Below are 24,501 nucleotides of genomic sequence, written 5' to 3'. Positions count from 1 at the left end.
TGAGCCCCGATGCCCCGTCGGTGTGGACGCGACTGGCTGGCGCGAATACGACACGACACGTGATGTCATGTTCCCGCCACGGTGATGCTCTTCCCCCACCGGAAGGGGTGGCATCAGCATTCGCCTGTCCCGTGTCGGCGGCCGTCGACACCCACCGGTACCGCTCTGCATGTCAGGAGAGACATGTCCGGACTGGCTCGAACAGGATCCTTACCCCTCGCCGGCGCCCTCGTCGCGGTGTTGGCCATCGCCGCTCCCGCGCTCGCGACCACCGCCCCGGCGGCCTCACACGGCCACGCGACGCACGCCACCACCCCCGCGCTCGCCCAGGTCAGCAGCGATCCGTATTCCGACGCGCAGGCTCAGCACGCCACCGAGGTCGAGCCGGACACGTTCAGCTCCGGCAGCACGATCGTCTCGGCCTTCCAGGTCGGCCGGGTCACCGGCGGCGGCGCGTCCAATATCGGTTGGGCCACCTCGACCGATGGCGGTCAGACCTGGACCCACGGGTACATGCCCGACACCACGGCGAACACCGGCGGCGCCTACGGCCAGGTGAGCGACGCGTCGGTGGCCTACGACGCCAAGGACGGCGTCTGGATGGTCTCCTGGCTGGGCATCACCTCCGGCAACAACGTCGACGTGGAGCTCAGCCGCTCCACCGACGGCGGCCAGACCTGGGGCAACCCCGTCGCCGTCTCCACCGGCGCGTCCTACGACAAGAACTGGACGGTCTGCGACGACCACGCGTCCAGTCCCTACTACGGCCACTGCTACACCGAGTACGACGACGCGGGCGCCGGCGACATCGAGCACATGCGCACCTCGACCGACGGCGGCCAGACCTGGGGCGCCGAGTCGGGCCCGGCGGACAGCCCTAGCGGGCTGGGCGGCCAGCCGGTCGTGCAGCCGAGCGGCACCGTCGTCGTGCCCTTCTCCTCGGCCAGCTCGAACGCCGAGCGCGCCTTCACTTCCACCGACGGCGGCGCGAGTTGGGGCTCCAGCGTGCAGATCGCCACCGTCTCGCACCACACGGTGTCCGGGCTGGACGACGACGCCGCCGACATCGCCAAGCAGGCCTCCCCGCGCGACACCCTTCGGGAGAGCCCGCTGCCGTCGGCCGAGATCGACGCCTCCGGCAAGGTCTACACGGTGTGGTCCGACTGCCGCTTCCGCAGCGGCTGCACGAGCAACGACATCATCATGTCGACCTCCACCAACGGCACCTCGTGGAGCACGCCGGTGCGGGTGCCGATCGACGCGGCCACCAGCACCGCGGACCACTTCACCCCGGGCATCGGCGTGGACCCCTCCAGCTCGGGCAGCACCGCCCGGATCGGCCTGACGTACTACTACTACCCGAACGCCAACTGCACGGACAGCACCTGCCAGCTCGACGCGGGTTACGTCTCCTCCACCGACGGCGGCACCACCTGGACCGCACCCGTACAGCTGGCCGGCCCGATGACACTGGGCTGGCTGCCGAACACCAGCCAGGGTCGGATGTTCGGCGACTACATCTCCACCTCCGTCCTCGCCGGCGGCAACGCCGTCACCGTCATCCCCGTCGCCCAGGCCCCCAGCGGCAGCACGTTCAACATGGCGATGTACGCGCCCGTCGGCGGACTGCCCGTCGGCACCGCGACAGGCAACACCGTCACCGTCACCAACCCGGGCAGCCAGACCTCAACCGTCGGCTCCGCGGTCTCGCTGCAGATCTCCGGCACGGACTCGGGCGGCGCGGCCTTGACCTACTCGGCGACCGGTCTCCCGGCGGGTCTGTCGATCTCCTCCTCCGGCCTGATCTCCGGCACCCCGACCGCGGCCGGCACGTCCAGCGTGACTGTCACCGCCACCTCAGGCACGGCCTCCGGCCAGGCGTCCTTCACCTGGACGGTCAACAGCTCCAGTGGTTGCACCAGCCCCGGCCAGAAGATCGGCAACCCCGGCTTCGAGACCGGCACCGCCTCCCCGTGGAGCACGACCGCGGGCGTGCTCAACAACGACACCACCAGCGAGCCTGCCCACTCGGGCAGTTGGGACGCCTGGCTCGACGGCTACGGCAGCAGCCATACCGACACCCTGTCGCAGTCGATCGCGATCCCGGCCGGCTGCAGCGCCGGTCTCTCCTTCTGGCTGCACGTCGACACCGGCAAGACCAACACCACCGCTGTCGACACCCTCAAGACCACGGTCACCAGCGGCTCCACGACCACGACCCTGGCCACCTACTCCAACCTGAACGCGGGCAACGGGTACACCCAGTACTCGTTCAGCCTCAACTCGTTCGCCGGCCAGACGGTGACCCTGAAGTTCACCGGCGTCGAGAAGACCGGCGCGCAGACCTCGTTCGTCATCGACGACACGGCCCTGAACGCCTCGTGAACCACCACCGGACCGTGACACACAGGTCCTGAACCGGGGGCGACCCACCCCCCGACCGCGGCGGGCCGCGGGGTGCCCCGACGTGCACCCCGCGGCGATCAACACGATGCCCATCGATATCCATCGACTCGCCCCAGCGTGGCGTGGGAGCGAGCACGGAAAACCGATGATCACGGTTAAACGGCTCTACGTCCGGACTCCCGAGCCGGGTGGTAGTGGCGCCGGGCCGAGACGCGCGGCGACGTGTGATGCGGGGCCCCAGGTCTCCCAGCGGACCGACGGTACGCCGTCGGTGGCGCAGCACATGCTGAAACGGTCAGTAAGTCTGTGACGTGACAGTGCGGACCGGCGCCGACGCGTTCGGCCCCGGACGGGCACACCTGTTCCACCTACTGCCTTGCTGTCAGGCGTGTTTCGGCGGACGGAGGGGAGACGGTCTTCCGGCCGGGATCGGGGGCATCCAGCGCGCCTTGTACAGGCTGGTCTTCGCGATGCGCAGCGTGCCGTCGGGGAGATGGAAGGTGAGGGTGGAGGTGCACCACTCGCACGGGTTCGCACCGTCGGCTGCGACGGTGAGGACCTGGCCGGTTGCGGGATCGTCGCTGATGCTCGTCACGCCCGGCGCGTCGATGCCCTTTTCTCCGGTGAAGGGAACGAACGCGTTCCCTGGGGTGGAGTACTGGTAGACGTGACTGTTGGTGGTGACCCACATCAGGTTCGGGGCGGAGGCGACGGCGTTCAGGTCGTGGGCGCCCTGGTTGGGCAGGACCACGGACTTCTTCAATGTGATGTGCGGCCGGCTCGGGCTGCCGGTGACGGCGAGGGCCACGAGCCGGTTGGTGCCCGCGGCCCAGAGCAGTTGCCGGGCCTGGTCCCACTGCAGACCGTGTGCGCCTGCGAGGTCAAACTGCGTGTAGCGGGCCGACAGCGTTGACTGGGAGGCGGTGTAGATCCGCACGAAGTCCTGGACGCTGGCGGCGATCGCGATGTTGCCGTCAGGGAGTACCTCCAGGGTGTGCGCGTTGGCGCCGGTGAGCCCGGCCCACCGCACCCACCCGCCGGGGTAGGCCACCATCGCGGCCAAGCCCCCCGATGCGCAGGTCAGCACCCAGTGCTCACCGTCCCACAGCCGGTACTTGGCCTCGTTGACATTGCTCCAGGTGCGTTTCGGGTCCAGGACGCTCAGCTCCGTGCGGCCCACAGGGGTCCAGGACCAGGAGGCGGCCCGGACAGCTCCCAGGTCGTGCACCCGGGGCGTGACGTGCTGCCATGACGGATTGCTGCCGTCGAGCAGGAGCACCCGCTCGCTGGCCTGGTCCGCCGCAAGGATCAGGCTGCGGCTGGCACGGCGCGGGGCCGACCGAGCGGGCTCCCGGCAGGGCCGGTCCTTCGCGAAGGCGGCCGAGCCGCTCACGCCGATCACACCGGCCGCGGCCTTGATCACGGCCCGCCGTGACGGCGCCGCAAGCTGGCGCGGGGGCACGAGGATTCCAGTGGAGGACGGGCTCATCCCTCCATGGCACTACGTCAAGGCGTGTCAGAGGGCCAGTGACACGCGCCCGGGAACACGCGGCGCAGGACGCAGCCGGGGGAGCTCTGAGGCTTCGCCCGGTCCGGCTGCCGGCGCGGTAGGTCGAAACCCGCTGGTGGCCGTGTTCGGGGGTGAAGGGTTGTGGTCACTGCGCGTGCCCCCTTCACCCCCGCCACGGCAGGGGCAGGGCTGGTTCAAAGTCTTGCCCCAGCGGTTCTACGTGTGCTTCACGCGAATGCCGCTATGCGTGTCAGTGCAGGATCGCGTGGGAGATGGCGCAGCTGTTGGTGTCGTTGGACCAGCTGGACTGCTCAGCGAAGGTGCCGAAGGATCCGAACGAGATGTTCGCCGCGCCGCCCGCCGTGCCGGGGGAGAGCCAGGCGCACTCGTCGGAGTTCTCCTCCTGGTAGTAGGAGCTGGACGTCTGCTGGTTGGTCCAGCCGCCGGCCGGGTTCATGTCCGACATCATCTCGTGCCACTCGTGGCCCATGGTCATGGTGTAGCCGTCGAGCGTGCCCTTAGTGCCGGAGTTGACGAAGTCGATGCCGCAGGCGCTCTGGCCGCTGATCTTGAAGTCCATGTTGTAGGGCTGGTTGCTGAACGCGATGTCACCGTACGGCGAGGTGACGGCTCCGCCGCTGAGGGTGGTGTCACCGTTCCAGTCGTGCCAGGCGCAGTAGCCCGTGGACGGGTTCTCGTAGCCGTCCGGGTCGACGCCGTGGGGGGAGAGGATGACGTAGTAGGCGTTGCGGTTGGCAGCGGCGGTGGTGTTGCCGAAGTGGGCAGCCGCGTTGACCGCCTCGACGCCGAGCTGGTGGCCGGTGGCGGCGGACGGGGACTTCGCGGAGTTGTCGTACCAGACGCCGGACAGCACGCCACCGGTCTGGTAAGGGATGAAGTTGGCGTTGGTCGGGCAGCTGGTCGCGCCGGCGGCGACGTTCGGGCCGTCGCACCACTGGGTCAGGTCGGCGGACCAGGTCTCGCCGTTGGTGCCTATGCCCTTGAACATCTGCTGTGCGGCCGAGGCGGCGTGGTCCGCGTCGCCGGTGAAGGTCGCGTTGCCGTTGGAGTCGGTGCCCTCGGTGCCCCACTGGGTGCCGTAGAAGACCAGGTAGACCTTGGCATGGCCGCTGTTCACGCCGATGCCGTCGATGCCGCCGCCGTAGGCCAGCGTCTCGGGGCCGGTGGTCGCTGCCGCCGCGGTGTGGGCCTTCGTCCAGCCCTGCGCCTTCGCGTTCCCCTGGAGGGTGGGGATCGCTCCGTGCCGGTAGGGGTGCTGGTACTGCGGGTCGTACGGGTTCGCCTGCGCTGCGGCGTGCGGTGCGTTCGCCGCCATGGCGGCAGGGGCCTGCGCCGCGATGAGCAGGCCGCCGGTGATCAGGGTCAGCGAGGCGAGTCCGGTCAGGAGCTTGCGGCTCGCGCTGTGGGGGTGGGGGAGACCCATGGAAGGTAGTACCTCTCTGCGTTTCGGGCCGTCCGAGGGGGTGGGACGGGACGGCTCCCGTGCGCCGACGCACCCCTGACCCGCGGGTTCGCGGACAGGGATGTGCCAACTGGCTGATAAGGAAACGTGCTTGAGGAAGTGCCGGTAGATCGGGCGAGCGGTGCACCACTGGCCGGGGTGTAGCGAAGCAGACCTGCTCGAGCCCGGTCAATGCCTTATGCGAAACCCACAGCTCCGTTAACGGCCGGAAGATAAAGCGTTAACAGAATCGCGATCAAGACAGTCCAGCACGTCAACACATGGGTGGTTTTCGGCCGGTGTGTGGATGCAGCTCTTCTCCCCGCCGAAGGCGACCGCTGCCGGCGGCTCCTCCCAGGGAGCGTTTCGCCGCCGGTTCGATCCGCGCCGTCGCCTCCGTCATCGGTATCAACTCCGCGACCCTGTACTCGCACGACCCCCCCTCCCAGAGCCACCTGCCGGCCGAACTGGCGCGCATCGGCCGCCAGGAGCTCCACGACAGGTTGACGGAGGCATCGGCCGTCACGAGCGATGCGGCGTCCGAGCAGCTGGGCGCGCTCGTGCGGGTGGCCACCCTGATGCACACCGACTACTCGCTGTTCGCGGTAGTCGCCAATGACGAACTGCACGGGCTGTCAACGGAACTGGCCGCGCCAGCGCCCCACCATTCGCCCGGCCGTGCGCCGATGGTTGCAGACTCGCGACCCGAGCCGGCTCCGGGGTGGTGCCCGGTGCCCACGTGTCGCGGCCGCTCGCCCGTGCGGCAGACCGTAAGTGGGCACTGCACTGCCGGGAGGCTTCGTCAGGGGGTTTGGTGGGCGCGGGCAAGTTGGAGGACGGTGGTCCATTCACTGAGGATGTGCTGGAGCTGGGCGGTGTTGTTGTTGTTGATGGTCTGGTGCTGGTAGGTGGCCCAGAGCGTCGTAAAGGTCTGCAGGTACTGGGTCCGGGTTTTGCAGGTGACGTCGGTTTCTGCTGCGTGCTTCTCGTAGGGGGAGGGCGGGGGGAGCGTGGCGCCCTTGGGGACGGGGAGGCCGCGTCCGAGGAGGCTTCGGTCGTGTTGGGGGGCGAGGGGGTTGGGGTAGGTGTAGCCGGCCTGCTTCATGCAGGCGCTCCAGGCGGTGTTGGCGGCGCGCAGGCGGGGGTCGGCGAAGACCTGGTCCAGGGTGTTGGAGCGGAGGTTCTCCAGCGCGTTGCCGGCGTCGTTGGCCGCGGTGATGTCGAGTGCGGTGTAGGCCTTGCCCGCGCATCCGTGGAAGGCGTTGACGACGGCCTGCGGGACGGCAGGCTGAGTGCCGGAGCCGGAGCCGGCGTCGGGCATGCGGTAGCCGAACTGTTCGGCGTCGGCCATGGTGGAGACGCCGTAGTACACCAGCGGGGGTGTGGGGGTGGGCAGGTAGTTGCCGCCCCACCCGGTCGGCAGGGTGAGTCCCTGGGCGTGCATGCAGGACTGCTCGATCTGGGTGGCGGCCTTGAAGACGAGATTCTCGTCGCCTGCGGTGGCGTAGGCGTCGTAGGCGTCCAGCGGAAGGATCATCGAGCCGTCCGACAGGAGGTCAGCGCCGCTCGTCCGGTAGGTCACGGTCACCCCGCTCGGTGGGGTGACCGTGAACGCGCTCAGCTGCGCCGCCGGTGGGACGGGTGCCTGGTTCAGGCGGGCCAGGGCGACGGCCCCGGCCGCGATGACGGCGAGACCGATCAGGGCCGCCTTGCGGCGCAGCGGCTGTCGGACGGCTCCCTCCTTGCGGGGAGGGCGGGTGGAGTCGGTCTGCATCGCGAAGGGGCTCCTGGTCGTGTGGTGGAGGGGAACGTGCCCTGCCCCGTCCGAAGGACGGGAACAGCATTCAGCCCAGCGCGGCTGGATGACGGTCGCTCAGGCCGGCCGAAACCAGGAAGCGTCGGATGCTGGGCCGGTAGGAGCGCCGGGCTGTACCCGATTCGCGCTCCTGGACCGGGCGGGTGCAGTCCCAGCCCAGGAGCGTCGTGGAATGCCATGCCTGCCCCTGGCCGCCGGGAGCGGACCCTTCGGCGGCCAGGGGTGCTAGAGCGTCAGCTCCAGTGCTGGTAGTTGTTGCCCAGGCCGTAGGCACCGTTGGTGTAGACGCCCGTGTTGGCTGGGCCGCTGCCGCCGTCGAGGTACAGGCCGGTCTGCTGGGAACGCAGGGCCCAGCCGTTGCTGGTGGAGATCTCGTACCAGTGCTGGTAGGTGTTGGTGGGAGTGGGAGGGTTGCAGGAGGTCAGGTAGACGTTGCCCTGCTGGCCGTTGTCCCACTGGGTGTTGCTGTCAAGGCACCAGTTGCCGCCCTCGCCGTCGTTCGCCTCGATCCAGGTGCCGTTCGGCTGCTGGTAGTCGTACCACTCGCCGTACGGGGTGTTGTCCTCGCCGGCGCCGGTGTAGACGCAGCCGCAGTTCGTGCCGTAGGCGAGGGAGTCGCCGGTGGCCTTGTTCGTCCAGGTCACCAAGCCGTTGGCCGAGGCCGTCCCGGCGACCCCGAGCGTCGTGGCCGCGAGAACCGCGCCCACCACCGCGGCCTTGGCCAGGCGCGCCCCACGTCGTGAGGAAGTGCTCATCTGCACATCAACCCTTCTGCTGACCGGATGGGTGGCGATGCCATGGGCCATTCCGGCGCTGCGATCCCGACCCTGTCCGGGGCGGGTGACGGTGATCCACACCGACGCCGAGGATCTTTCGGCTCGCCTGCCAGGGGTGTCCAGACCGGCCCTGGAATTGACGGTTCTGTGGGACGGGGCACGATCTGAGCTGGGCAAATGCGGGGGCATGTGACGATTCTGTGGGACGATCATGTGAGGCGTTGCGGGCTACCCAGGTGGGCCGAACCGCGACCTCGGATGGAGGTGGCTGCAGCCGGGGGATCGTTGTCGCGTCCTCACGGGTTCGAATCGTGGGTAACGTAGACGGACCGAGCCAGTCCACTCGAATCAGGGCAACCCTACTGGATTTACCGTGCGTTGGATCGGGCACTGGACAGCCCGCGGCCCGGCCCGGTGTGCCCCGCCGGCCACTGCACGCCGCAGACCTGGCGGCGCTCGCACGCCCATCGCCTGGGGTGTCCACGGCCGCGGACGTCCTTGAGTCGGCGCCGGCCTGCCCACCCGCATCATCCGCCGCGTCCTGCCCTGCACCCAGGACGCGGCGACGCTGCGCCCCTGCCCCGGAGTCCTCGCCAGCCTGCGCGACCAGTTGGACATCCTCGACCAGGGTGGTGCGACAGCAACGATCCGACCATGACCTCTAAGGGAGCGAAGTCCGCGAGTGCCTCGGTGAGGGCGGCGATCAGATCCTCCCGCGCGCCCTTCGTGATCAGTACCGCGTGGCCATCGCTGATGTGGTCGAGCGTCATGTGCTGCTCACGATCTCGATCTGAGGGGTGACGTACACATGGAGCACGCTCTCGCCCTCGGGCCACACGTCCTGGGCGTGCTGGAACAAGAACAGCTTCATGACGACGCACCGCAGCGGTCCCCGCACGAAAATCGGCACGGTCAGTCCTCGTACGGCACTGGCCCCCGCTCCATCCTGACGACCGCTCACCTTGGTGGTGGCCTTGAGTGAGCCGCGGGTGCTGGTGTGCGGGAGCCGTCGCTGGCCGTGGCCGCTGAGCGTAAAGACGGGGTTGACCGGCTCCAGGTCCGCTGTGGCGACGATCTGGTGGTCATCGAAGGAGCGGCCGACAGGGGCTGATGCTGCAGCTCATGCCTGGTGCGAGATGGGCGGGCTCTGCGCGGAGCGTCATCGCTGTTATCCGGTGGACTGGGGGCGGGCTGAGCGGCGGGTCCCGGCCAAAGGGCTGGCGGCTGGCGGGGCCTGAGCGCAGCACCCGCATGTTCTTGCGCCGCAGCTGGCGCACCGGAGATCGGGGGGTGTGAACCGCTGGTGGCGGTGGAAGATGCTGTTCACCCGGCCTTGCTCGGCACGGCTGGTTGACCCGAGGGGTGCGCGTGCAGGTGTTCAAGCTGGTCGTGCTGTTCGTGGTGGTCGTGCCGATGACGGTGCTGGTGCTCCTGATGATCACCGTGTTGAGCCGTGACATGGTGCGCCGTCACCGCAGACTCCGTGGCGGCCCGGCGGGCGGGAGCGAGGTCGACAGCCGTCACGCGGGGGATGACGAGCACGGAGGGGAGGCATGGTGGGGGTCATGGCGGGAGTGACGGCGCCGGGCGCGGTTCGATCCTGGCCGAGGTTGCATCGGGGGTGGACTGCCAGGCGCCTGGGCCGTCGCCGCGCGCCCGCGCGGCGTACCAATTCGCCAGCTGTCAGCGTGCGGTGGCGGTGAATTCGGCTGCGGGGCCCTGCGCCGGCCGGATCGGCAGCGCCTCCCACGCGATACCGTTCCGGTCGATTTCCCTGCCGAGACTGGCCATGAGGTTCTTCTGCGCCACCTTGGGGGTATCGGGATCAGAGTTCTGGCCGGCCAGGCCCGTGAAGGTGATGCCGCGGAACTTCGCCGTTGCGCTGATCCGCTCAACCCCGCCCGCCAGCACGGTCTTCCCCAAGGCGAAGGGGATGTACAGCTGCGCCTTGCCCTGGTAGCGGCCCCACGTGGCGTCGATCTGCGCGAGCAGCCGCTGTAGCTCGGCAAGGTACCCCGGGACCTCCGGGCTTCGGCCCGGTGCCTTGTCCAACTGCGCGAGCACCACGATGACCTCGGCGACCAGCTTGTGCACCTGCTCGGCTTCCGCCGGGGACAACGGCCGTGTCCTCGCCCGTTTTGTGAACATCCCTGCCTTGTTGGAGACATGCGTCATGCCGATCGCGCTGAGGTGGCACAACGCGGACGTGAGCGAACGCCCCACATCGGCGTAGACCGGCTTCGTCGTGGTGTTGCTATTACCTTCGAGCCGTGCGACCAGTCGGCGTGCCTCAGGAATGTCATGAGCGAGCCGTGCAGCTATCTCAGGGAAGTCCATGCCCGGAACTTTAACGACTTCCCTCACACCTCCAACGCTGCCTTCGGCAAACCGGGCGTCTCGCACGAGAGCGTCAGGAGGGGCCCGGCCCGTACACCTATTGGAGGCTTTCGCTCCCTGCGCATGAGGCGAGCGACCATGCAACTCTCCCTTGAGAACAGCCAGTTCAACGACGGAGGCCCCAGCGGCCCTGTCCCGGTCTGACCTACTACGCCCGCTGGAGTCACTACGCTCGGGACGGATTCGAACTCGAGGAGCCGCAGGCGAGGACGTCGGCGGCCGGGCTCGCCCCTGCCGCTGGGCGCGTACTCTCCGCGATGCTCGCGGACCATGCCTGGAACACTGGCATGGGCGCTGCGGCCATCCCCTGGAAGACGCTGCAGGACCGGCCACTACCGATCACTCGCAGGTCGTGTCCTTCCGCGAATGCTCTGGCCTGGTGACCATGACCGTCTCCAGCACTGCCTGGCTGACTCAACTACGGCTCCTGACAAGGGTGCTGCTCAACGCACTGAATCTTCGTGCGCCGCAGGATGGCCCGTCGGCGAGCGTGAACCGGCCCGGAGCCGATACGTTGTCGCGTTCACAGAGCAGATCATGCCTGATCAGGTGGTGATCTGCACTGATCGGAGACAAGGCGTGACCGGTAAGCCCGCGGTCACGCCTCCGGATACTCCTGGTCGAGCCAACGGCACGCGAACGCGGCCACCTTGCCGGCCGACATACCGCTCGTCTCGACGACGAGGTCGGGTTTGGTGGCCTGCTTGGGCAGATTGTTCTGATGCAGTGAAAGGCCGACCGGATGAGCGTGGCGGCGCTGCCGGTCAGCCAGCGGCTCGTCGGTGACCGAGAGCTCGATGAAGGCGACCCGGGCCAGCCCCCGTGCACGCAAGTCGAGGAGTCGGCCTTCGAGGTCCGTGTTGACGACGGGCTCGAACGCCTGACCGTCGACGATCACACCGACGCCAGCGCCGAGAATTCCCACGATCCCCGCGTTCATCGCGCGGAGCATGGCGATGGCGTCGACGCCGTTGTTGATCCGTCGCGCCCCAGGCATGGACGGGACATCCTGGTAGGTGAAACCGCGTTCTGCGAATCGGGCATTTGCAACGCCACCGGCCCACTGCCCGGGCACCATTCGGTAAAGCTCGTCCACTCCGAAGCGCAGCAGGGGCTCACGGGCGTGCTCCTGGATAGCGGCCGCCAACGTCGACTTTCCGGCGGCGGAAGGCCCGGTGATCACCACACACAGTGGGGGCTTGCCATCCATACAAGAACCCTTGTCTCGATGCTCATGCGCCGCAGGATGGCCCGTCGGCGAGGGCGAACCGGCCGGGGGCCGGCTCGGCTGCCCAGCCGCGGTCCACGAGGCGCTTCGTCTTCGACCGTACCCCTTCCACGCTGGCCGGGCGCAGCTCCAGCCCGAGTACGACGGCCATCCTCCTGGCACGTCATCACCCTGTCCTCCTCCGTGCGGCGTTCCACCAGGGCGGAAAGGAGCTGCCGGTAGTCACCGCAAGCACATCCGCGGTCAGCGCGGGCAGTCACACAGGCACGATCGACCCCGCCCGCGCGGCGTGCCGTCGCTGGTGCGTGCCGACGGACGGCACCTCGGCCGCAGCTTCCGGCTCCGGCACACACGGGCTCTCGACGATCACTCGGGCGTTAGGTCTCGATCCGTCGTTTCCACCATGGGAGGTCGTGCGGGGCGAACGGGTCGTTGACTGTCCGGGCGATAACGCGATCGTCGAGCGGTCCGAGTTCCCTCCGCAGCTCTCGCCGGGCCCGGGGCCGGAGAGAACAGGCGGCCCGCTCCAGCAGCGTCCTGACGTGGTGATAGCCGCTGCGCAGGTTCGAGTCGTCAGGTCCGTAGTGGGGTGCCGGGTCTCGATGCGGACGCCGGCCGGTGTAGGCCCATCGCCGGAAGGCGTGGGCGACGGACCCGGGGTGCAGGCTGTGGGAGCGTTCGAAGTCAGCGATCTGACGATTCGTAGCAGCCGAGAGCCGCCGTATGACCGGAGGCCGTCGGTAGATAGCTGCAGGTCGGCCGCGTGCGGTGCGTCGCGGTAGCCGTGACCTGATCTCGCCCGGTGATCGGCGAGGCATGGGGACTTCCAGGGGACCGGATAGTGAAGGGTTCTCCGAGACCCTAGTGGCATGTAGCGGCTGGTCTCAATGGAACGGGCGGTCGCCGGTGCCTTGGGGGTATTCGCTGGCGCCGCCCTTGTGGATGGATGCATCGTGTGTCCTTGGCTATTCCTTGGCAGGGTGGACGGCGTGAAGACGAGACTGCGCGTGTTGCGTGTCGGCAACCGCAGATGCGCATGGACAGCCACGGTCTGCCATGTGCAGGGCGATAGCGACTGCCACCGGGGCATCCGCTTGCGTGGGGGGGCTCCGGGAAGAACGGCCGAGCGCTGCAGGTGGAGCTGCTGTCGAAGACCCTGTCGTGACCCTGGGCGCTTGCGCGACGGACGGCACCTATCCGACGTGACAGCGGCCACTGACTTTTCCCCGTGGACGGTCAGTTGGGAACGTGCCTGTGTAGCAGCTATAGGTGGTGCCATTGCGCCCCGGTTGGCTGGTCTGGGATCTGGACGTAGAAGTGCGCACGGGCCAGGGGGCCCAGGTCGCAGACGATGCCAATGCGCTTTCAGCCGTCCGCTATGGGCGTCCGTCCTCGTCCGGGTCGGGTGCGTGGTCGCTCGGGTGGGGGTCGCCGGCCAGTCCCGCGAGCATGCCGTCGAAGACGGCGGCGGCCTGGCGACCCCCCTTCGCCGGTTGCGGATCGCCGTCAACCCGACCCTCGGCGTGGCCGACCCACAGCCGGCGATCCGCCAGGCACTGCAGACCGCAGCCGATCTGCTGGCCCGGCTCGGCCACCAGATCACCGAGGTCCACACCCCGTATCCCGGCGCAGCCGAGTTCGCGGACACGCTCCTGCTGCGCCAGCAGGTCCTCACCCACCGCCGCTACCAGACCCTCGCCGACGCGTTCAGCGACCACGCCGACGCGTTCGAGCCCTGGTTCGCCGCCGCAGTGGAGCGCGGACGTGCCGTCACAACCGAGGAACTCACCAGCTACTGGCACCACCGAGGACGCCTGGACGCCTGGGCGGCGGGACTATTCGACCACTGCGACCTGCTGCTCACCCCCGACCGCACCCACCACCGCATGGCCGGCCGAGGGTCCCGACACCCTCGCCATGTTCCGCGACCGGGCCCTGCCCGTCGCCTTCACCGCGGCCTTCAACGACACCGGCAACCCGGCTGTCAGCATCCCGGTCGGGCTCTCTCCCCAGGGGCTGCCCTGCGCGGTCCAGCTTGTCGGGCCGCACCACCGCGACGACCTCCTGCTCACCGTCGCGGCGGCAATGGAACGCGAATTGGGTCTGCTCCGCCCACCGACCTGCTGCTGGAGTGGATCGACAACCGCGACAACATGAACACCGCCACGAACCGCGACTCCCGCTGGCTCTTCCTCGGCCGACGGGCCGCACAGCCGATGAACCCCTACGCGCTCGCCGACCTGATCAACGACCTCGGCATAGCCACGACCGCCAGCCGGGCGGCGGCTATCCGCCAGCGCGTTCTGGAGATGCCGGCCCCCGTCGTCACCGACGCCCTCGGCTACCACCCGGTCACCACCGCCAAGCTCACTGCACAGGGCGGAGGGACCTGGAGCCGGTACGCCGCCGGGGATCACCTACGGTCACCATCCGGCTGGACACCACGACGAACTGACGACAGTTGAATAGGAGAGCTCACCCGTATCAGGCCCCCAGCCCACCTGGCGGCGCCGGTGCCGGTGTAGACCCCGATCCGGGCGCGCTCGTCCCCGGTGAAGCGGGACAGCACCCGGTTGTTCAGGGCGATGAAGTCATCCAGCGGCCCTGCGCTCGGGTCCAGCTTGAGGGACGGACGGGCCTCCTCGAAGTCCAGCTGGACAACGTGCGCGTCCGCGTCCAGGCCGCCGGGGATGTCCGTCTCCGCCTCGTTCGCCGGGTCGACGAGGAACTGCTCAGGCGAGTAGCCGGTGATCCCCTCCGACGGATGGAGCAGGCTCAGCGCCGAGGGGGCGGCGGCGGCCTGCTTCACCGGAATCTTCGCGTGCCGTCGTGCGGCCCTCGGGTACTCGTCGGCGTGGGTCTTGTAGCGGAACGGGGCCGGAGGCCAAGCTGGGCAACTGCTTCGTGTGCCCGTTGGCGAACGGGTCGCGTTGACCCCGCTGGTGCGGGGAGTGACGCCGCCAGGCGTCGCCTCCGAGCACGTTCACGGCCAGGACCGCCGAACACTCACCGTGACATTGGCGGCCAGATGATTCCCCATCAGGTGGCCGTGAGTGGGGAATCAGAATGCTCTGGCGCGGGTTCCGTGAGAGGCCGGGGTCAGCCCCGCCGGAGCAATGCTCATGACCTGTGGATCGGCCTCGGGTTGGACGCGAAGGGCGTACCTTCCCGAGTGATCGACTTCTGGTCATCGAGTAGACCGACGTTGCACCGTCGGTTGGGAAGGCACGTTCGTGCTGAGCGTAGTGAATGCCGATGGAACGACCGAGACCGGCTCTCTGATCGACGACATCGTCCGCGAGGGCGCGAGTCGGATGCTGGCCGCCGCTCTGGAGGCTGAAGTCAACTCCTACGTAGCCGAGTTGGCCGACCAGCGAGACGAGAGTGGGCGCCGCCTGGTGGTCCGCAACGGCTATCACCAGCCCAGGAAGGTCACCACCGCGGCCGGGGTGATCGAGGTGAAGGCCCCACGCATCAACGACAAGCGCATCAACGAGGCAACCGGCGAGCGCAAGCGGTTCTCCTCGGCGATCCTGCCGCCGTGGTGCCGCAAGTCCCCGAAGATCAGCGAGGTGCTGCCGCTCCTTTACCTCCACGGCCTGTCCAGCGGGGACTTCGTGCCCGCGCTCGAGCAGTTCCTCGGCTCCTCGGTCGGCCTGTCCCCGGCCACCGTCACCCGGCTGACCGCCCAGTGGCAGGCCGACCACAAGGCGTTCAGCGAGCGCGACCTGTCCGCCACGGACTACGTCTACGTCTGGGCCGACGGTATCCACCTACGCATACGGCTGGAGGAGGCGAAGGCCGCGGTCCTGGTCGTCATGGGCGTGCGCGCGGACGGAACCAAGGAGCTGATCGCGATGACCGACGGCTACCGCGAGTCCTCGCAGTCCTGGGCGAGCCTGCTGCGGGACTGCCAGCGGCGAGGCATGCGCGCTCCCGTCCTCGCCGTCGGCGACGGAGCCCTGGGCTTCTGGAACGCGTTGAACGAGGTCTTCCCCGAAACCCGCCACCAAAGGTGCTGGGTTCACAAGACGGCCAACTGCCTCGACAGCCTCCCGAAGTCCGCTCAGCCCGCGGCAAAGAAGGCCATCCAGGACATCTACAACGCCGAGGACAAGGAGCACGCGGCCGCCGCGGTGAAGGCGTTCGCCAAGCAGTACGGCGCGAAGTTCCCCAAGGTCGTCGAGAAGATCGTCGATGACGAGGATGAGCTGCTGGCGTTCTACGACTTCCCCGCCGAGCACTGGATCCACTTGCGGACAACCAACCCCATCGAGTCGACCTTCGCGACCGTCCGTCTGCGGACCAGGGTCACCAAGGGCGCCGGATCCCGGGCCGCCGCCCTGGCGATGGTCTTCAAGCTCGTCGAGTCCGCCCAGGCCCGCTGGCGAGCCGTAAATGCACCCCACCTCGTTGCCCTCGTCCGCGCTGGGGCCCGCTTTGAACGCGGCCAGCTCGTTGAACGGCCGCAGACGACCGCGGCGTGAATAGGGTGGCGGACCTGGCTCGAAGTTCGAGAACATCCGGACATGTTGGATGGCACGGCAGGACAGGACCTTCCGGTCGGCTTCGGGTTCCGGCCGTATCGCGGCAACGAAGACCACGGCGCCATGGCCGCGGTGCGGCTGGGGTGTGTTGAGCGGGACCGGGTCGATGTCCACTCGGTAGTGGAAGGGCTCCCGACAGCGGCCGAGATCGCCGAAGCTTCAGCCAAGTTGGAGGAGCCGTCCAAGAACCAGATCCTGGTGGTGCTCGACGGGAGCGTCGTCGGCTACTCGACGATCCGGTGGTGGCAAGAGCGGGACGATACGTGGCTGTACCTGCACCGCGGCCACCTCTTGCCCGAGCATCGCGGCCAGGGCATCGGCTCAGCCATGCTGAGCTGGGCCGAAGAGCGGATCCGCCAGCTCGTCAAACAGCATGGAACGGCGCGGACGGCAGTGATCGGCGCGAACGCCATGACCTCCGAGCAGGACGCCACGGCACTTCTGCGCGCAGCCGGCTACCGACGTGTCTTCAGCCTGGTCGAGCTGGAGCTGGGCGATCTGCAGCAGGTGCCCGAGCCGGGCGGCGAACTGCCGGGCGGGATACGGACAGGGCCGATCGGGACAAGCCACTACCGTGCGGCCTGGAGGACGGTCGTCGATTCGTACGCGGACCGCAGTTTCACACAGAGATGGCCTTTCCAGGACTTCGTCGACACCGCCGACCCGGCATGCTGGAGGGCTGCCTGGAACGGGCAGGACATGGTCGGTGTCGCTCTCTGCTCCATCCGCCGTCACGACCACACCGTGGGCGAGGTGGAAGAGCTGAGTGTCCGGGCGGACCAGCGACGCCTCGGAATCGGCCGGGTCCTGCTGCTGGACGGGCTGCGGAGCCTTCGCGAGCAGGGTGCAACGACCGCTCGGCTGTTCACGGGCACTGCAAATCCGCACCGGTCCTACGACCTCTACGAGAGTGTGGGGTTCCGGCGGCGGAACGAGTACGTCCGCTACCGCAAGCCGCTTGCTTGATCGACCGGCTATTGGGCTGTCGGGTCAGTCCACAGGATTTGACAATTCCTCCTGCGGAGGGTGTCGGCGGACGTATCCGCTAGTGTCGAGGACAGGCGGACACTGTGATCCAGGAGGAGCGGTGTACTACAGCGGGTTGGGGCTCGACCGTGTCGTTGATCGGCGGGGAGACTCGGACTGGATCGAGGCACTGCTGACCAGGGCCAGTACCCAGGTCATTCCCCTGTGGCAGGACCAGTGCCTGGTGCGAAACGAAACGCCGTTGCGGCTGCCCTTGGCCCAGGCGAGGGACGTCCTCGTCGCGGCCGGCGACCGGGTGCTGCTCGGCCTCGAAGGCGAGAGGGCGGTGTTCGCGGCTGATGTGTCCGGGCTCGAACGGGAGAGCGCCGTCGAGCTGGCCGGCGCGGACAGGATGCTGGACGTGCGGGCGATGGTTCCCACCATCACGCCGGACGAAGCGGGTCTGCTGGCGTACGCGCGGACCACCGGATGTGGCGGACCTGGACCGAGTTGGAGGAGCGGTCCAGCGCCGGGACCGCATTCACCACGAACCAGAGCCTGTACCAGTACCAGTACTGCTGACGCCTCGGTAGGCGCTGCCCGCCCTACCGTCGGTCGACTGCGTCACTCCAAAACGGGTCCGCCGTCTCCCTAGGTGTGGCGAGCAGCGCCTCAAAATCCTCAGGTTCACGTGATTCGACAATGAAGAGGTTTCCGTCAGGATCGGCGAGTTCGACCCACCCGCACCCCCATCCGTTGTGGTACTTCCCAAGAATTGTGGCACCGCACGCCACAAGGCGGGCGCATTCAGCCGCCACTGTGCTTTCACTTGTCGGAATGAGAGCCACAAACGGGCCACGGACCTGCCTTTGTCCCATCCCGCCGACGTCCGGGCCCACCACGCTCAGCCCCGGCGGAACACCGAAGGCCTCTCCCCAGAAGGCGAACACCGCTCCATCACCACTGGTTCCGAGCCTCACACCCGAGAACTCAAGCCCCATCGTGTTCTCCTCCTTTGCTCACTGCACATTGTCGTCGCATTCCAAGCCAAAGTCCGGCAGTTGAGCTGGAACAGCGGGTCGGCGCTGGTTGGCCGCGTGGCGGGCCAAGCCCCCACACAGGCGGCCACCCGTCAGGGTTCGCGCCGGGGCGGGTCAGGCAGCTGCGGGGGTGGCGGGTGTGCTGGCTTGGTCGGCGGGGTGGTCCCGTTGCTCTTCGGCCCGGGCGCGGTCAGCTCGGGGAGGCGGCGGGTGTGGTCCGTAGGCGGCGGGCGATGTCGAAGGGTGTGTTGCCGCCGAGCAGATGGAGCGGTTCGAGCAGGTGCTCCCAGACGGGGTCGTGGTTGATCTTGTTGATCTCTGTGATCAGTAGGCCGTCGAGGAGCCGGGTGCTGACTTCGCCGAGCATCTGTGGGCTGCGCAGTGCCTCGCGCAGCCCGTCGAGAGCACGCAATGCGTCGTCGCGTCACTGCTGTGCGAACTCGATGTTGGCGTCCCCGGGCAGGAGGTCTGCGGCTGGGACGAGCAGTACGCGGTGCAGGTCGCCGATCGTCGGCTCTTCTTGCAGGGCTGACAGCCGGTCGACGTCCGATGGGGGCTCGTCGTACGCCAGGCGCTGCAGGATTGCGGTGCCGAGGACGGTGAGTGCGGCCGCGTGCTGGACGGCGAGGCGGCGGGCGTTCTCGTGCCAGGCCCTGGCCACCGCGGTGAGGTCGTCCATCGCGGCGGTGCCGGCCTGGAGAGTGTCGGGGAGCTCGGCTTCGTCTTCCTCGATGTCGTCGCCTTGGGAGGCCAGACGCTCCAGCAGCGCCCGGGACTCGAAGGAGGCGGGGATGAGCAGGCGGCATGCCCGCGTGGTGGACCGCAGCGCCTGACGCTCGGCGGTGGTGAGGCCGGCCAGGGCTTCGGGGGCGGGGAAGTTCGGCACGCTGACCCTCTCCTGTTATCCGCGCAGGTGGTTGCTGATCTCGTACGGGGTCTGCTCGGCGACCGCGATCAGCGGGTCGAGCAGGCCGGTCCACACCTCATCGGTGTCCTTGGCCCCGGACACGCTGATCCGCGCCTGGTCGACGACGTGGTCCGGCGTATCCTCCAGCCACGTCTGGATGGCAGCCTTGACGCTGCCGAGTCGGTCCACCAGCTCCGCTCGCCGGTGCTCCTGACGGGTGATCTCGACCTCGCTGCGGCGGACCAGCAGGTCTCGGACCGGGATCAGCAGCGCGGCGCGCAGCTCGCCGAGGCTGGGCTCGCGCGTCAAGCGGTGCAGCTGCTCGGCCGTCAGCGGCGGCTTGCCGTGGACGATCCGGTCCAGCACAGTGATGCCGAGCACCGTGTACGCGGTGACGTACCAGCAGGTGATCTGCTCGACAGCGGTATCCCAGTCCCACGCTTGACCGGCGAGCTCGTGCGTCAGTTCGCGGAAGCTGGTCGGGCCGCCGTCGGTGCCGGGTTCGAGGTCCTCGACGGCGTCGGAGAGCCGGCTCAACCGGGAGGCGGTCGCGTAGGCCGCCTGACGCTCCCCGTCAGCGATCTGGCAGGCCCGACTCATCGACCGCAGCGCCTGGTGCTCGTCTGAGGTGAGTCCGGGCAGTTCGTGGAAGCTGGGGAAGTCGGTCACCCTCGAAGACCCTTCGGTGAGCTGCGCGTTGATGCGCACGACGCTATCGGCCCGATCGGTCGCGGGGCGGGGCTTTTGGAGATCGGTTCACTGCGGTTTGCCGGTGTTCGGACGATGGCCCGGGATATCCAGTGTCGGATAGTTGCCAGCTGGGGGAGGACCTGGTCGACGGGCAGGACTTGGTCGTTCGCGCGATGGGCCAGGGTTGCGGAGCGGGACGATGAACGGTAGGCCGGTGGCAGCTGCGGTGGTGGTGTGGGGCGGCGGGGTGCTGATGGTCCGCCGTGCCGTGCCCGAGGGCGAGTTGGTGTGGCAGTTCCCGGCCGGGAAGATCGAGGCTGGCGAGTCGGCGCAGCAGGCGGCTGTCAGGGAGACGCTCGAGGAGACCGGGTTGACTGTCTCGGCGGTGAAGGTGCTCGGGGAGCGGGTGCATCCGAAGACCGGTCGGCACATGTCGTACGTGGCATGCACGGTCGAGCGCGGCACGGCGGCGGTCGCGGCCGACGAGGAACTCGCCGAAGTCCGCTGGGCCCAACTCGCTGAGCTGCCCGAGCTGGTGCCGTACGGGTTGTTCGCCCCTGTGCAGGGGTACCTTGACGCCGAACTCGCGAAAGTGATTTTGCGCGGAACTTTTGGCCCCAGTTGAACAAGAACTTCTGGGACCAGGGAGACGTCAGGGGGCGTGCGGTTAACCGCTTCGCGCCGCTTGAGCAGGTTCTTTTGGCCCCACGTTGTCCGAGTGGTTTCGATGGCGGCGGGGGTGCGGGGATCCGTAGCGTTGTGGGCAGTGGTCGGCTGATGCGCGTGCCCCCGACAGGTCCACGTGCCGACTGCCCCGACTCGACTCGGGTCTCGGGTGGCACTGGTGCCCCGTCCGGGCGAGCATGGCGGAGGCCGGCGAGTCCCCCTGGGAGTCGCCGGCCTCGGTCGGGCTTACTTGGGTTCGGTGGGGATGCTCGGCGGGAAACCGCACGAGTCGATCAACTCGAAGATCAGGTCCTCGACGAACGGGTCCGCGCGCTTGACCAGGACTTCTCTGAGTCGGGTCGGATCGGGGGTGAAGCCAGCCTCCTGGGCCCACTTTTCGATGAGGTCGGCGGCACCTGGTGGCGGCTCCGGGATGTCGTATTCGGCGGCCATGACCGGGTCGAGGAACGTCGACCATCGGGCCCCAGAAGGAGCCAGACCGCGGACCTCACAGACGTCGCTGTCCATCACCTTCGCGATCAGGATCGGGGCGCCGGTGGCTGCGACGAGGTTCTGGAAGGCGGGGAGTGCGTAGTCCCGAACCCCGTGGTGGATCTGAACGGTCTGCCAGCCGCCCGCGCGAGGCGAGCAGGAGGACAGGCAGTCGGAGTGCCCCTCCTCGCATCCGGCGGCGAACCAGGCCAGTTCATGAAGTGGTTGATCACTGCGTGCCAGGACGAAGTCACCTGTGAAGCCCATTGCCCCTCCTTGATCGATGGGCAGAGAGTATGCGCCGGCAGTGACAGCCGTGGTGGCGGGCCTACTTGGTGTTCCGGCGTGCTTCCTGGGTCTTCTGGAGCCGGTAGGACTCCTCGCCGGTCTCGATGATGTGCGCGTTGAAGGTGACCCGGTCCACGATCGCGGAACACAGCCGGGGGTCGGTGAAGGTCTGCTTCCACTCCGAGAACGGCGCGTTGGAGGCGACGGCCATCGCCCGACGTTCCTCGCGGTCCCACGTGGTGAAGGGCCAGTGGGTGCGGACCTGGCACCCGGCCCACCGTGACCGGCAAGGCAAGCGCCACGAGGGCTTCTTCACCCGCACCTGGGTCCCCGCCCACCAGGTCTGTTCCCGGTAGGAGCAGTCTCCGCTTGGTCGTGTCCCTTGTCGTGGTGTAGCCGATCAATCGGTGGTCGTGTTGGTGGTGTTGGGTAGCGCGGGGGCGCTTTTGGGGAGCTCGTTGGGGTAGAGCTGATCCATGCTGCCCTCGGGCAGGTAGCGGCGGGGGAAGGCAATCCACTCGTCGTGCAGTTCGAAGAGAACGGCGGTGACCAGCCGCAGGAGTGCGTCGTCGTTCGGGAACACCTGGACGACGTCGGTGCGGCGCTTGATCTCGCGGTTGACCCGCTCGAGTGGGTTGGTTGACTGGATCTTCTTCCAATGTCGCTCCGGGAAGGCTGCGAACGCGGTCAGGTCGTCCTTCGCCTCCAGCAGCATGTCGCTGACCTTTGGGAACTGTTTGCCGAGCATGTCGGCGACCGTGTCGAGTTGAGCTCGAACCGCCTCCGCGGAGGACTGGGCGAAGATCGTGCGGATCGTCGCGGCGACCATCTCCCCGGCATCCTTGCTGATCACGCTGAACGTATCGCGCAGGAAGTGAACCCGGCACCGCTGGTAGGCGGCCCCGAGCATGACCTTCCGGATGGCCTTGACCAGCCCGAGGTGGTGGTCGCCGATGACGAGCCGGACCCCGGCCAGGCCGCGTTCGCGCAGATGACGCAGGAACTGGGTCCAGAACAGTTCGGTCTCGCTGTCGCCGACCATCACTCCCAGCACCTCGCGGCCACCGTCCTCGGTGATCCCCGTGGCGATGACCACGGCCCGGGACACGATCTGGTGCTCGACCCTGGCCTTGCAGTAGGTCGCGTCCAGGTAGATGTAGGGAAACCGGACGTGGCCCAGCGGCCGGGTGCGGAACGCGGTCAGTTGTCCGTCCAGGTCCTGACAGATCCGCGAGACCTCACTCTTGGAGATCCCGCTGTCCGCGCCGAGGGCCTTGACCAGGTCGTCGACCGACCGGGTGGACACTCCGTGGACGTAGGCCTCCATGATCACCGCGTAGAGGGCCTGGTCAATGCGGCGACGGCGCTCGAGAAGCACAGGGAAGAAGCTCCCGGACCGCAGCTTGGGGATCGACAGGTCCAGGTCGCCGGCCTGCGTGGTCAGCGTCTTCTCCCGGTGTCCGTTGCGAAGCGCGGTCCGGGTCTCGGTGTGCTCGTTCCACTCCGCGCCGATCTTCGCGGTGGCCTCGGCCTCGATCAGTTCCTGGAGCATCCGCTCGGCCACACCGCGGACGAGTTCGAGCCCGTCCGCCGAACGTAGTGACTCCAACAGCCGCAGTAAGTCATGCTGATTCAGGGCCACCCTGCACCTCCCGCGTTGAACTGCCCGTTCACTACGGAGAGTTGCACGGTGGCCCGTCCAGTGGGCAGGGAGCAGACACCACATGGGCACGCGCCCCCGGCGCACTCCCTAGCCGTGATCGGCTACACCATCACAAGGGACGCCATCCTGCTGGCCGGGGTGTGGAACAGGGTGAACGACCCTGCGTCCGCACCCCTTGTGTCATTCCAGGGCATAGTGACCGTGGCTACCCTGACGCGAAGATCCCTCGCTGCGCATGCGAACATGCCGGATCGGGAGCGGCCATCTGAGGCCCGCCAGGAGGCTGTCGACCACACGGCGAGGGGTTGGAACGCATGGAGGACATCTCAGCGGAGCGTCGGCGCATCCTGCAGTCGCCTCCGCCCGAACTGGTGGCCGAAGCCGCAGCGCATCCCGGCGGATCGGTCGCGGTGATTGACTCCGACTACATCGGCGACCCAAACGGCTACATCCCCGGCGAGGCGGTTCAGGGCGCCTGGATGGTCGGCCCGGACGGAAAGCTGACGGGCGAGTTCAAGGAGAACCCGAACTACAGTCCTCCCAGGGACGACTTCGCCAAGCTCACCGAGCCCGACCACTGGCTCGGCTGGCTTGGCGACGACCCTGCCCAGGCAGTTCGGGACTCCATCGCGCAGTGCCTGACCGGCCAGGCGCCGGCGGCGGTGCTGGACTGGGTCAAGATCCTCGAGGCACCCCGCTACCTCACAGGCGGCCGACGTCGCCCCGACCATGACGACCAGATCATCGTCACCAGGGCCGGACTCGCCGTCTCCTTCGCGCTGTCTGTGACGGCAAAGAAGCGGGACATCCTCACCGGCACTTTCAGCTGGGTCGCGGTCCGACTGGACACACCTGCAGACAGGAAGGACCAGGTCTGGCTGGACCTCTGGACAGGCCTGGACTGGGCAGAGACCGAACTTCGCAACCGGATTTACCTTGTCGGTCAACCGCCCATGGGTTCAGGCGCCTGAACCCGCACGAACAGGCCACGCCCACGAGTCGAGGTGAGGGCGTCCCGGGCATGATCCGTCACCAGGTGTCGGAATCCAGCGTCAACTCGTTGCCGTGCCTGGCTCGCGGCGGAGAGCCTCCTGCGCGTCGTCGTCGATGGTCCAGTGCCCGCGGGGGACTTCGTATTCAGCGCCGAGCGCAGCGAGATCCGCCCACGTGCCGGCAATGCGCTCGTCGACGTCCCTGCGTCCGCCGATGCCTCTGTCGTCGGACTCCCAGACGAGCACCAGGACACCCTCACCACGGGGTTTGCTCACGTTGAAGCGCCGAATAGTTTCTCCGTCGCTCATGACCCCAGGATCAGCGACGGCCTTGCGAGCCGCGTCCCGGCGCCCTGGTATGGAATCTGGGCGTCATTCGCGCTGTCGGTGATTCTCGCTACGGTGCCAACCAGCACGGACAGAATGGGAACGAGCGAAAGGTGACCACCGTGAAGCTCAAGTTCATCGGCTCAACCAGCGACAACGGTCAGTGCCCCACCCTGTACGAGACGGACGACGGCCGGGTCGTCGTTCAGGGCGACGTCCTCACCGACGAGGAGGCCCTGACCCAGCTCCGCGACGTGCTCCCCGGCGAGACGTTCGTCGTGGTCCCCCGCGAGTTGCTGACCCGCTTCTCGCCGAAGGAGTAGGCCCG

General features: G+C 68.1%; 24 protein-coding genes and 3 pseudogenes. 12 read left to right on the top strand and 15 right to left on the bottom strand.

The features are described from left to right. Window positions 1-183 precede the first annotated feature (183 nt). Window positions 184-2,385: an exo-alpha-sialidase gene (locus tag ABH928_RS24400; protein ID WP_370069996.1), complete on the top strand. Its 2,202-nt coding sequence runs from the start codon at window positions 184-186 to the stop codon at window positions 2,383-2,385. Window positions 2,386-2,788: 403 nt separating this feature from the next. On the opposite strand, the gene ABH928_RS24395 is transcribed toward ABH928_RS24400, so the two are convergent. The 4 genes from ABH928_RS24395 to ABH928_RS24380 all read right to left on the bottom strand — a co-directional run bounded on the left by ABH928_RS24395 (window position 2,789) and on the right by ABH928_RS24380 (window position 7,949). Further along, a complete protein-coding gene (locus ABH928_RS24395; protein ID WP_370069994.1) occupies window positions 2,789-3,895 on the bottom strand; it encodes a DUF6528 family protein in 1,107 nt (368 codons plus the stop codon). Between the two features lie 271 nt (window positions 3,896-4,166). Continuing rightward, window positions 4,167-5,360 carry a hypothetical protein gene (locus ABH928_RS24390; protein WP_370069992.1) on the bottom strand — a complete coding sequence of 398 codons (1,194 nt, stop codon included), beginning with the start codon at window positions 5,358-5,360 and terminating at the stop codon, window positions 4,167-4,169. Window positions 5,361-6,180: 820 nt separating this feature from the next. After that, window positions 6,181-7,152, bottom strand: coding sequence for a hypothetical protein (locus ABH928_RS24385; RefSeq protein ID WP_370069990.1), 972 nt, complete (start codon window positions 7,150-7,152; stop codon window positions 6,181-6,183). A 275-nt stretch (window positions 7,153-7,427) separates the two neighbouring features. Then, complete coding sequence (locus ABH928_RS24380; protein ID WP_370069988.1) at window positions 7,428-7,949, bottom strand: hypothetical protein; 522 nt, start codon at window positions 7,947-7,949, stop codon at window positions 7,428-7,430. Between the two features lie 1,389 nt (window positions 7,950-9,338). Between ABH928_RS24380 and ABH928_RS24375 the strand changes: the two genes are divergently transcribed. Further along, a complete protein-coding gene (locus ABH928_RS24375; protein ID WP_370069986.1) occupies window positions 9,339-9,548 on the top strand; it encodes a hypothetical protein in 210 nt (69 codons plus the stop codon). A 105-nt stretch (window positions 9,549-9,653) separates the two neighbouring features. On the opposite strand, the gene ABH928_RS24370 is transcribed toward ABH928_RS24375, so the two are convergent. Further along, the gene (locus tag ABH928_RS24370; RefSeq protein WP_370069984.1) at window positions 9,654-10,307 is read right to left on the bottom strand and encodes a hypothetical protein; all 654 of its coding nucleotides are present in this window, start codon (window positions 10,305-10,307) and stop codon (window positions 9,654-9,656) included. A gap of 151 nt (window positions 10,308-10,458) precedes the next feature. On the opposite strand from ABH928_RS24370, the gene ABH928_RS24365 reads away from it, so the two are divergent. After that, window positions 10,459-10,923, top strand: a complete 465-nt coding sequence (locus ABH928_RS24365) for a DciA family protein (protein ID WP_370069982.1) — start codon at window positions 10,459-10,461, stop codon at window positions 10,921-10,923. 42 nt (window positions 10,924-10,965) lie between these two features. On the opposite strand, the gene ABH928_RS24360 is transcribed toward ABH928_RS24365, so the two are convergent. After that, window positions 10,966-11,577 (bottom strand): chloramphenicol phosphotransferase, encoded by a 612-nt coding sequence (locus ABH928_RS24360; protein WP_370069980.1) that lies wholly within the window; start codon window positions 11,575-11,577, stop codon window positions 10,966-10,968. 905 nt (window positions 11,578-12,482) lie between these two features. On the opposite strand from ABH928_RS24360, the pseudogene ABH928_RS24355 reads away from it, so the two are divergent. From ABH928_RS24355 to ABH928_RS24345, 3 genes and pseudogenes are all read left to right on the top strand, one after another. Next, a pseudogene (locus tag ABH928_RS24355) lies at window positions 12,483-13,403 on the top strand (hypothetical protein); the annotation flags it as partial. A 109-nt stretch (window positions 13,404-13,512) separates the two neighbouring features. Further along, window positions 13,513-13,752, top strand: a complete 240-nt coding sequence (locus ABH928_RS24350; RefSeq protein WP_370070151.1) for a hypothetical protein — start codon at window positions 13,513-13,515, stop codon at window positions 13,750-13,752. After that, window positions 13,749-14,060, top strand: coding sequence for a hypothetical protein (locus ABH928_RS24345; RefSeq protein WP_370070149.1), 312 nt, complete (start codon window positions 13,749-13,751; stop codon window positions 14,058-14,060). Before ABH928_RS24350 ends, ABH928_RS24345 begins: the two co-directional genes overlap by 4 nt. A 44-nt stretch (window positions 14,061-14,104) precedes the next feature. Here ABH928_RS24345 and ABH928_RS24340 read toward each other — a convergent pair. Continuing rightward, window positions 14,105-14,519: pseudogene (locus tag ABH928_RS24340) on the bottom strand (5-methyltetrahydropteroyltriglutamate--homocysteine methyltransferase); the annotation flags it as partial. A 309-nt stretch (window positions 14,520-14,828) separates the two neighbouring features. Here ABH928_RS24340 and ABH928_RS24335 point away from each other — a divergent pair. From ABH928_RS24335 to ABH928_RS24325, 3 genes and pseudogenes are all read left to right on the top strand, one after another. Continuing rightward, on the top strand, window positions 14,829-16,082 hold the full coding sequence (locus ABH928_RS24335) for an IS256 family transposase (RefSeq protein WP_370069978.1): 1,254 nt from the start codon (window positions 14,829-14,831) through the stop codon (window positions 16,080-16,082). A gap of 42 nt (window positions 16,083-16,124) precedes the next feature. Next, window positions 16,125-17,108: a GNAT family N-acetyltransferase gene (locus ABH928_RS24330; RefSeq protein ID WP_370069976.1), complete on the top strand. Its 984-nt coding sequence runs from the start codon at window positions 16,125-16,127 to the stop codon at window positions 17,106-17,108. Beyond that, a pseudogene (locus tag ABH928_RS24325) lies at window positions 17,053-17,577 on the top strand (NUDIX-like domain-containing protein); the annotation flags it as partial. The gene ABH928_RS24330 and the pseudogene ABH928_RS24325, both read left to right, overlap by 56 nt. Before the next feature lie 136 nt (window positions 17,578-17,713). Here ABH928_RS24325 and ABH928_RS24320 read toward each other — a convergent pair. The 4 genes from ABH928_RS24320 to ABH928_RS24305 form a co-directional block, all read right to left on the bottom strand. Next, on the bottom strand, window positions 17,714-18,109 hold the full coding sequence (locus ABH928_RS24320) for a VOC family protein (protein WP_370069974.1): 396 nt from the start codon (window positions 18,107-18,109) through the stop codon (window positions 17,714-17,716). 229 nt (window positions 18,110-18,338) lie between these two features. Then, window positions 18,339-18,560 carry a hypothetical protein gene (locus ABH928_RS24315; protein ID WP_370069972.1) on the bottom strand — a complete coding sequence of 74 codons (222 nt, stop codon included), beginning with the start codon at window positions 18,558-18,560 and terminating at the stop codon, window positions 18,339-18,341. Window positions 18,561-18,572: 12 nt separating this feature from the next. Then, entirely contained in the window at window positions 18,573-19,034 is a 462-nt protein-coding gene (locus ABH928_RS24310; RefSeq protein ID WP_370069970.1) for a hypothetical protein, read from the bottom strand. Between the two features lie 15 nt (window positions 19,035-19,049). Continuing rightward, window positions 19,050-19,724: a hypothetical protein gene (locus ABH928_RS24305; protein WP_370069968.1), complete on the bottom strand. Its 675-nt coding sequence runs from the start codon at window positions 19,722-19,724 to the stop codon at window positions 19,050-19,052. Window positions 19,725-19,944: 220 nt separating this feature from the next. On the opposite strand from ABH928_RS24305, the gene ABH928_RS24300 reads away from it, so the two are divergent. Next, window positions 19,945-20,370 (top strand): NUDIX hydrolase, encoded by a 426-nt coding sequence (locus ABH928_RS24300; RefSeq protein ID WP_370069966.1) that lies wholly within the window; start codon window positions 19,945-19,947, stop codon window positions 20,368-20,370. Between the two features lie 287 nt (window positions 20,371-20,657). Here ABH928_RS24300 and ABH928_RS24295 read toward each other — a convergent pair whose 3' ends face one another. From ABH928_RS24295 to ABH928_RS24285, 3 genes are all read right to left on the bottom strand, one after another. Beyond that, window positions 20,658-21,170, bottom strand: a complete 513-nt coding sequence (locus ABH928_RS24295) for a hypothetical protein (protein ID WP_370069964.1) — start codon at window positions 21,168-21,170, stop codon at window positions 20,658-20,660. Window positions 21,171-21,231: 61 nt separating this feature from the next. After that, window positions 21,232-21,507, bottom strand: coding sequence for an ATP-binding protein (locus tag ABH928_RS24290; protein ID WP_370069962.1), 276 nt, complete (start codon window positions 21,505-21,507; stop codon window positions 21,232-21,234). Between the two features lie 84 nt (window positions 21,508-21,591). Further along, the gene (locus ABH928_RS24285; protein WP_370069960.1) at window positions 21,592-22,833 is read right to left on the bottom strand and encodes an IS256 family transposase; all 1,242 of its coding nucleotides are present in this window, start codon (window positions 22,831-22,833) and stop codon (window positions 21,592-21,594) included. A 335-nt stretch (window positions 22,834-23,168) separates the two neighbouring features. Between ABH928_RS24285 and ABH928_RS24280 the strand changes: the two genes are divergently transcribed. Beyond that, window positions 23,169-23,825, top strand: a complete 657-nt coding sequence (locus ABH928_RS24280) for a hypothetical protein (protein ID WP_370070139.1) — start codon at window positions 23,169-23,171, stop codon at window positions 23,823-23,825. An 81-nt stretch (window positions 23,826-23,906) separates the two neighbouring features. On the opposite strand, the gene ABH928_RS24275 is transcribed toward ABH928_RS24280, so the two are convergent. Further along, a complete protein-coding gene (locus ABH928_RS24275; protein ID WP_370069958.1) occupies window positions 23,907-24,155 on the bottom strand; it encodes a hypothetical protein in 249 nt (82 codons plus the stop codon). 140 nt (window positions 24,156-24,295) lie between these two features. On the opposite strand from ABH928_RS24275, the gene ABH928_RS24270 reads away from it, so the two are divergent. Further along, the gene (locus tag ABH928_RS24270; RefSeq protein ID WP_370070137.1) at window positions 24,296-24,496 is read left to right on the top strand and encodes a hypothetical protein; all 201 of its coding nucleotides are present in this window, start codon (window positions 24,296-24,298) and stop codon (window positions 24,494-24,496) included. The last annotated feature ends 5 nt before the right edge of the window (window positions 24,497-24,501 follow it).

Source organism: Streptacidiphilus sp. MAP5-3, assembly GCF_041262505.1.
In the GTDB taxonomy this organism is placed as follows: Bacteria; Actinomycetota; Actinomycetes; order Streptomycetales; family Streptomycetaceae; genus Streptacidiphilus.
This window is presented reverse-complemented; position numbering and strand designations above follow the sequence as displayed.

What these genes read in the sequence shown, in the direction of transcription:
- ABH928_RS24400 (WP_370069996.1), top strand. Translation starts at nt 184, where the DNA reads ATGTCCGGACTGGCTCGAACAGGATCCTTACCCCTCGCCGGCGCCCTC.
- ABH928_RS24395 (WP_370069994.1), bottom strand. Translation starts at nt 3,895, where the DNA reads ATGAGCCCGTCCTCCACTGGAATCCTCGTGCCCCCGCGCCAGCTTGCG.
- ABH928_RS24390 (WP_370069992.1), bottom strand. Translation starts at nt 5,360, where the DNA reads ATGGGTCTCCCCCACCCCCACAGCGCGAGCCGCAAGCTCCTGACCGGA.
- ABH928_RS24385 (WP_370069990.1), bottom strand. Translation starts at nt 7,152, where the DNA reads ATGCAGACCGACTCCACCCGCCCTCCCCGCAAGGAGGGAGCCGTCCGA.
- ABH928_RS24380 (WP_370069988.1), bottom strand. Translation starts at nt 7,949, where the DNA reads ATGAGCACTTCCTCACGACGTGGGGCGCGCCTGGCCAAGGCCGCGGTG.
- ABH928_RS24370 (WP_370069984.1), bottom strand. Translation starts at nt 10,307, where the DNA reads ATGGACTTCCCTGAGATAGCTGCACGGCTCGCTCATGACATTCCTGAG.
- ABH928_RS24360 (WP_370069980.1), bottom strand. Translation starts at nt 11,577, where the DNA reads ATGGATGGCAAGCCCCCACTGTGTGTGGTGATCACCGGGCCTTCCGCC.
- ABH928_RS24350 (WP_370070151.1), top strand. Translation starts at nt 13,513, where the DNA reads ATGTTCCGCGACCGGGCCCTGCCCGTCGCCTTCACCGCGGCCTTCAAC.
- ABH928_RS24345 (WP_370070149.1), top strand. Translation starts at nt 13,749, where the DNA reads ATGAACACCGCCACGAACCGCGACTCCCGCTGGCTCTTCCTCGGCCGA.
- ABH928_RS24330 (WP_370069976.1), top strand. Translation starts at nt 16,125, where the DNA reads ATGTTGGATGGCACGGCAGGACAGGACCTTCCGGTCGGCTTCGGGTTC.
- ABH928_RS24320 (WP_370069974.1), bottom strand. Translation starts at nt 18,109, where the DNA reads ATGGGGCTTGAGTTCTCGGGTGTGAGGCTCGGAACCAGTGGTGATGGA.
- ABH928_RS24300 (WP_370069966.1), top strand. Translation starts at nt 19,945, where the DNA reads ATGAACGGTAGGCCGGTGGCAGCTGCGGTGGTGGTGTGGGGCGGCGGG.
- ABH928_RS24295 (WP_370069964.1), bottom strand. Translation starts at nt 21,170, where the DNA reads ATGGGCTTCACAGGTGACTTCGTCCTGGCACGCAGTGATCAACCACTT.
- ABH928_RS24280 (WP_370070139.1), top strand. Translation starts at nt 23,169, where the DNA reads ATGGAGGACATCTCAGCGGAGCGTCGGCGCATCCTGCAGTCGCCTCCG.
- ABH928_RS24275 (WP_370069958.1), bottom strand. Translation starts at nt 24,155, where the DNA reads ATGAGCGACGGAGAAACTATTCGGCGCTTCAACGTGAGCAAACCCCGT.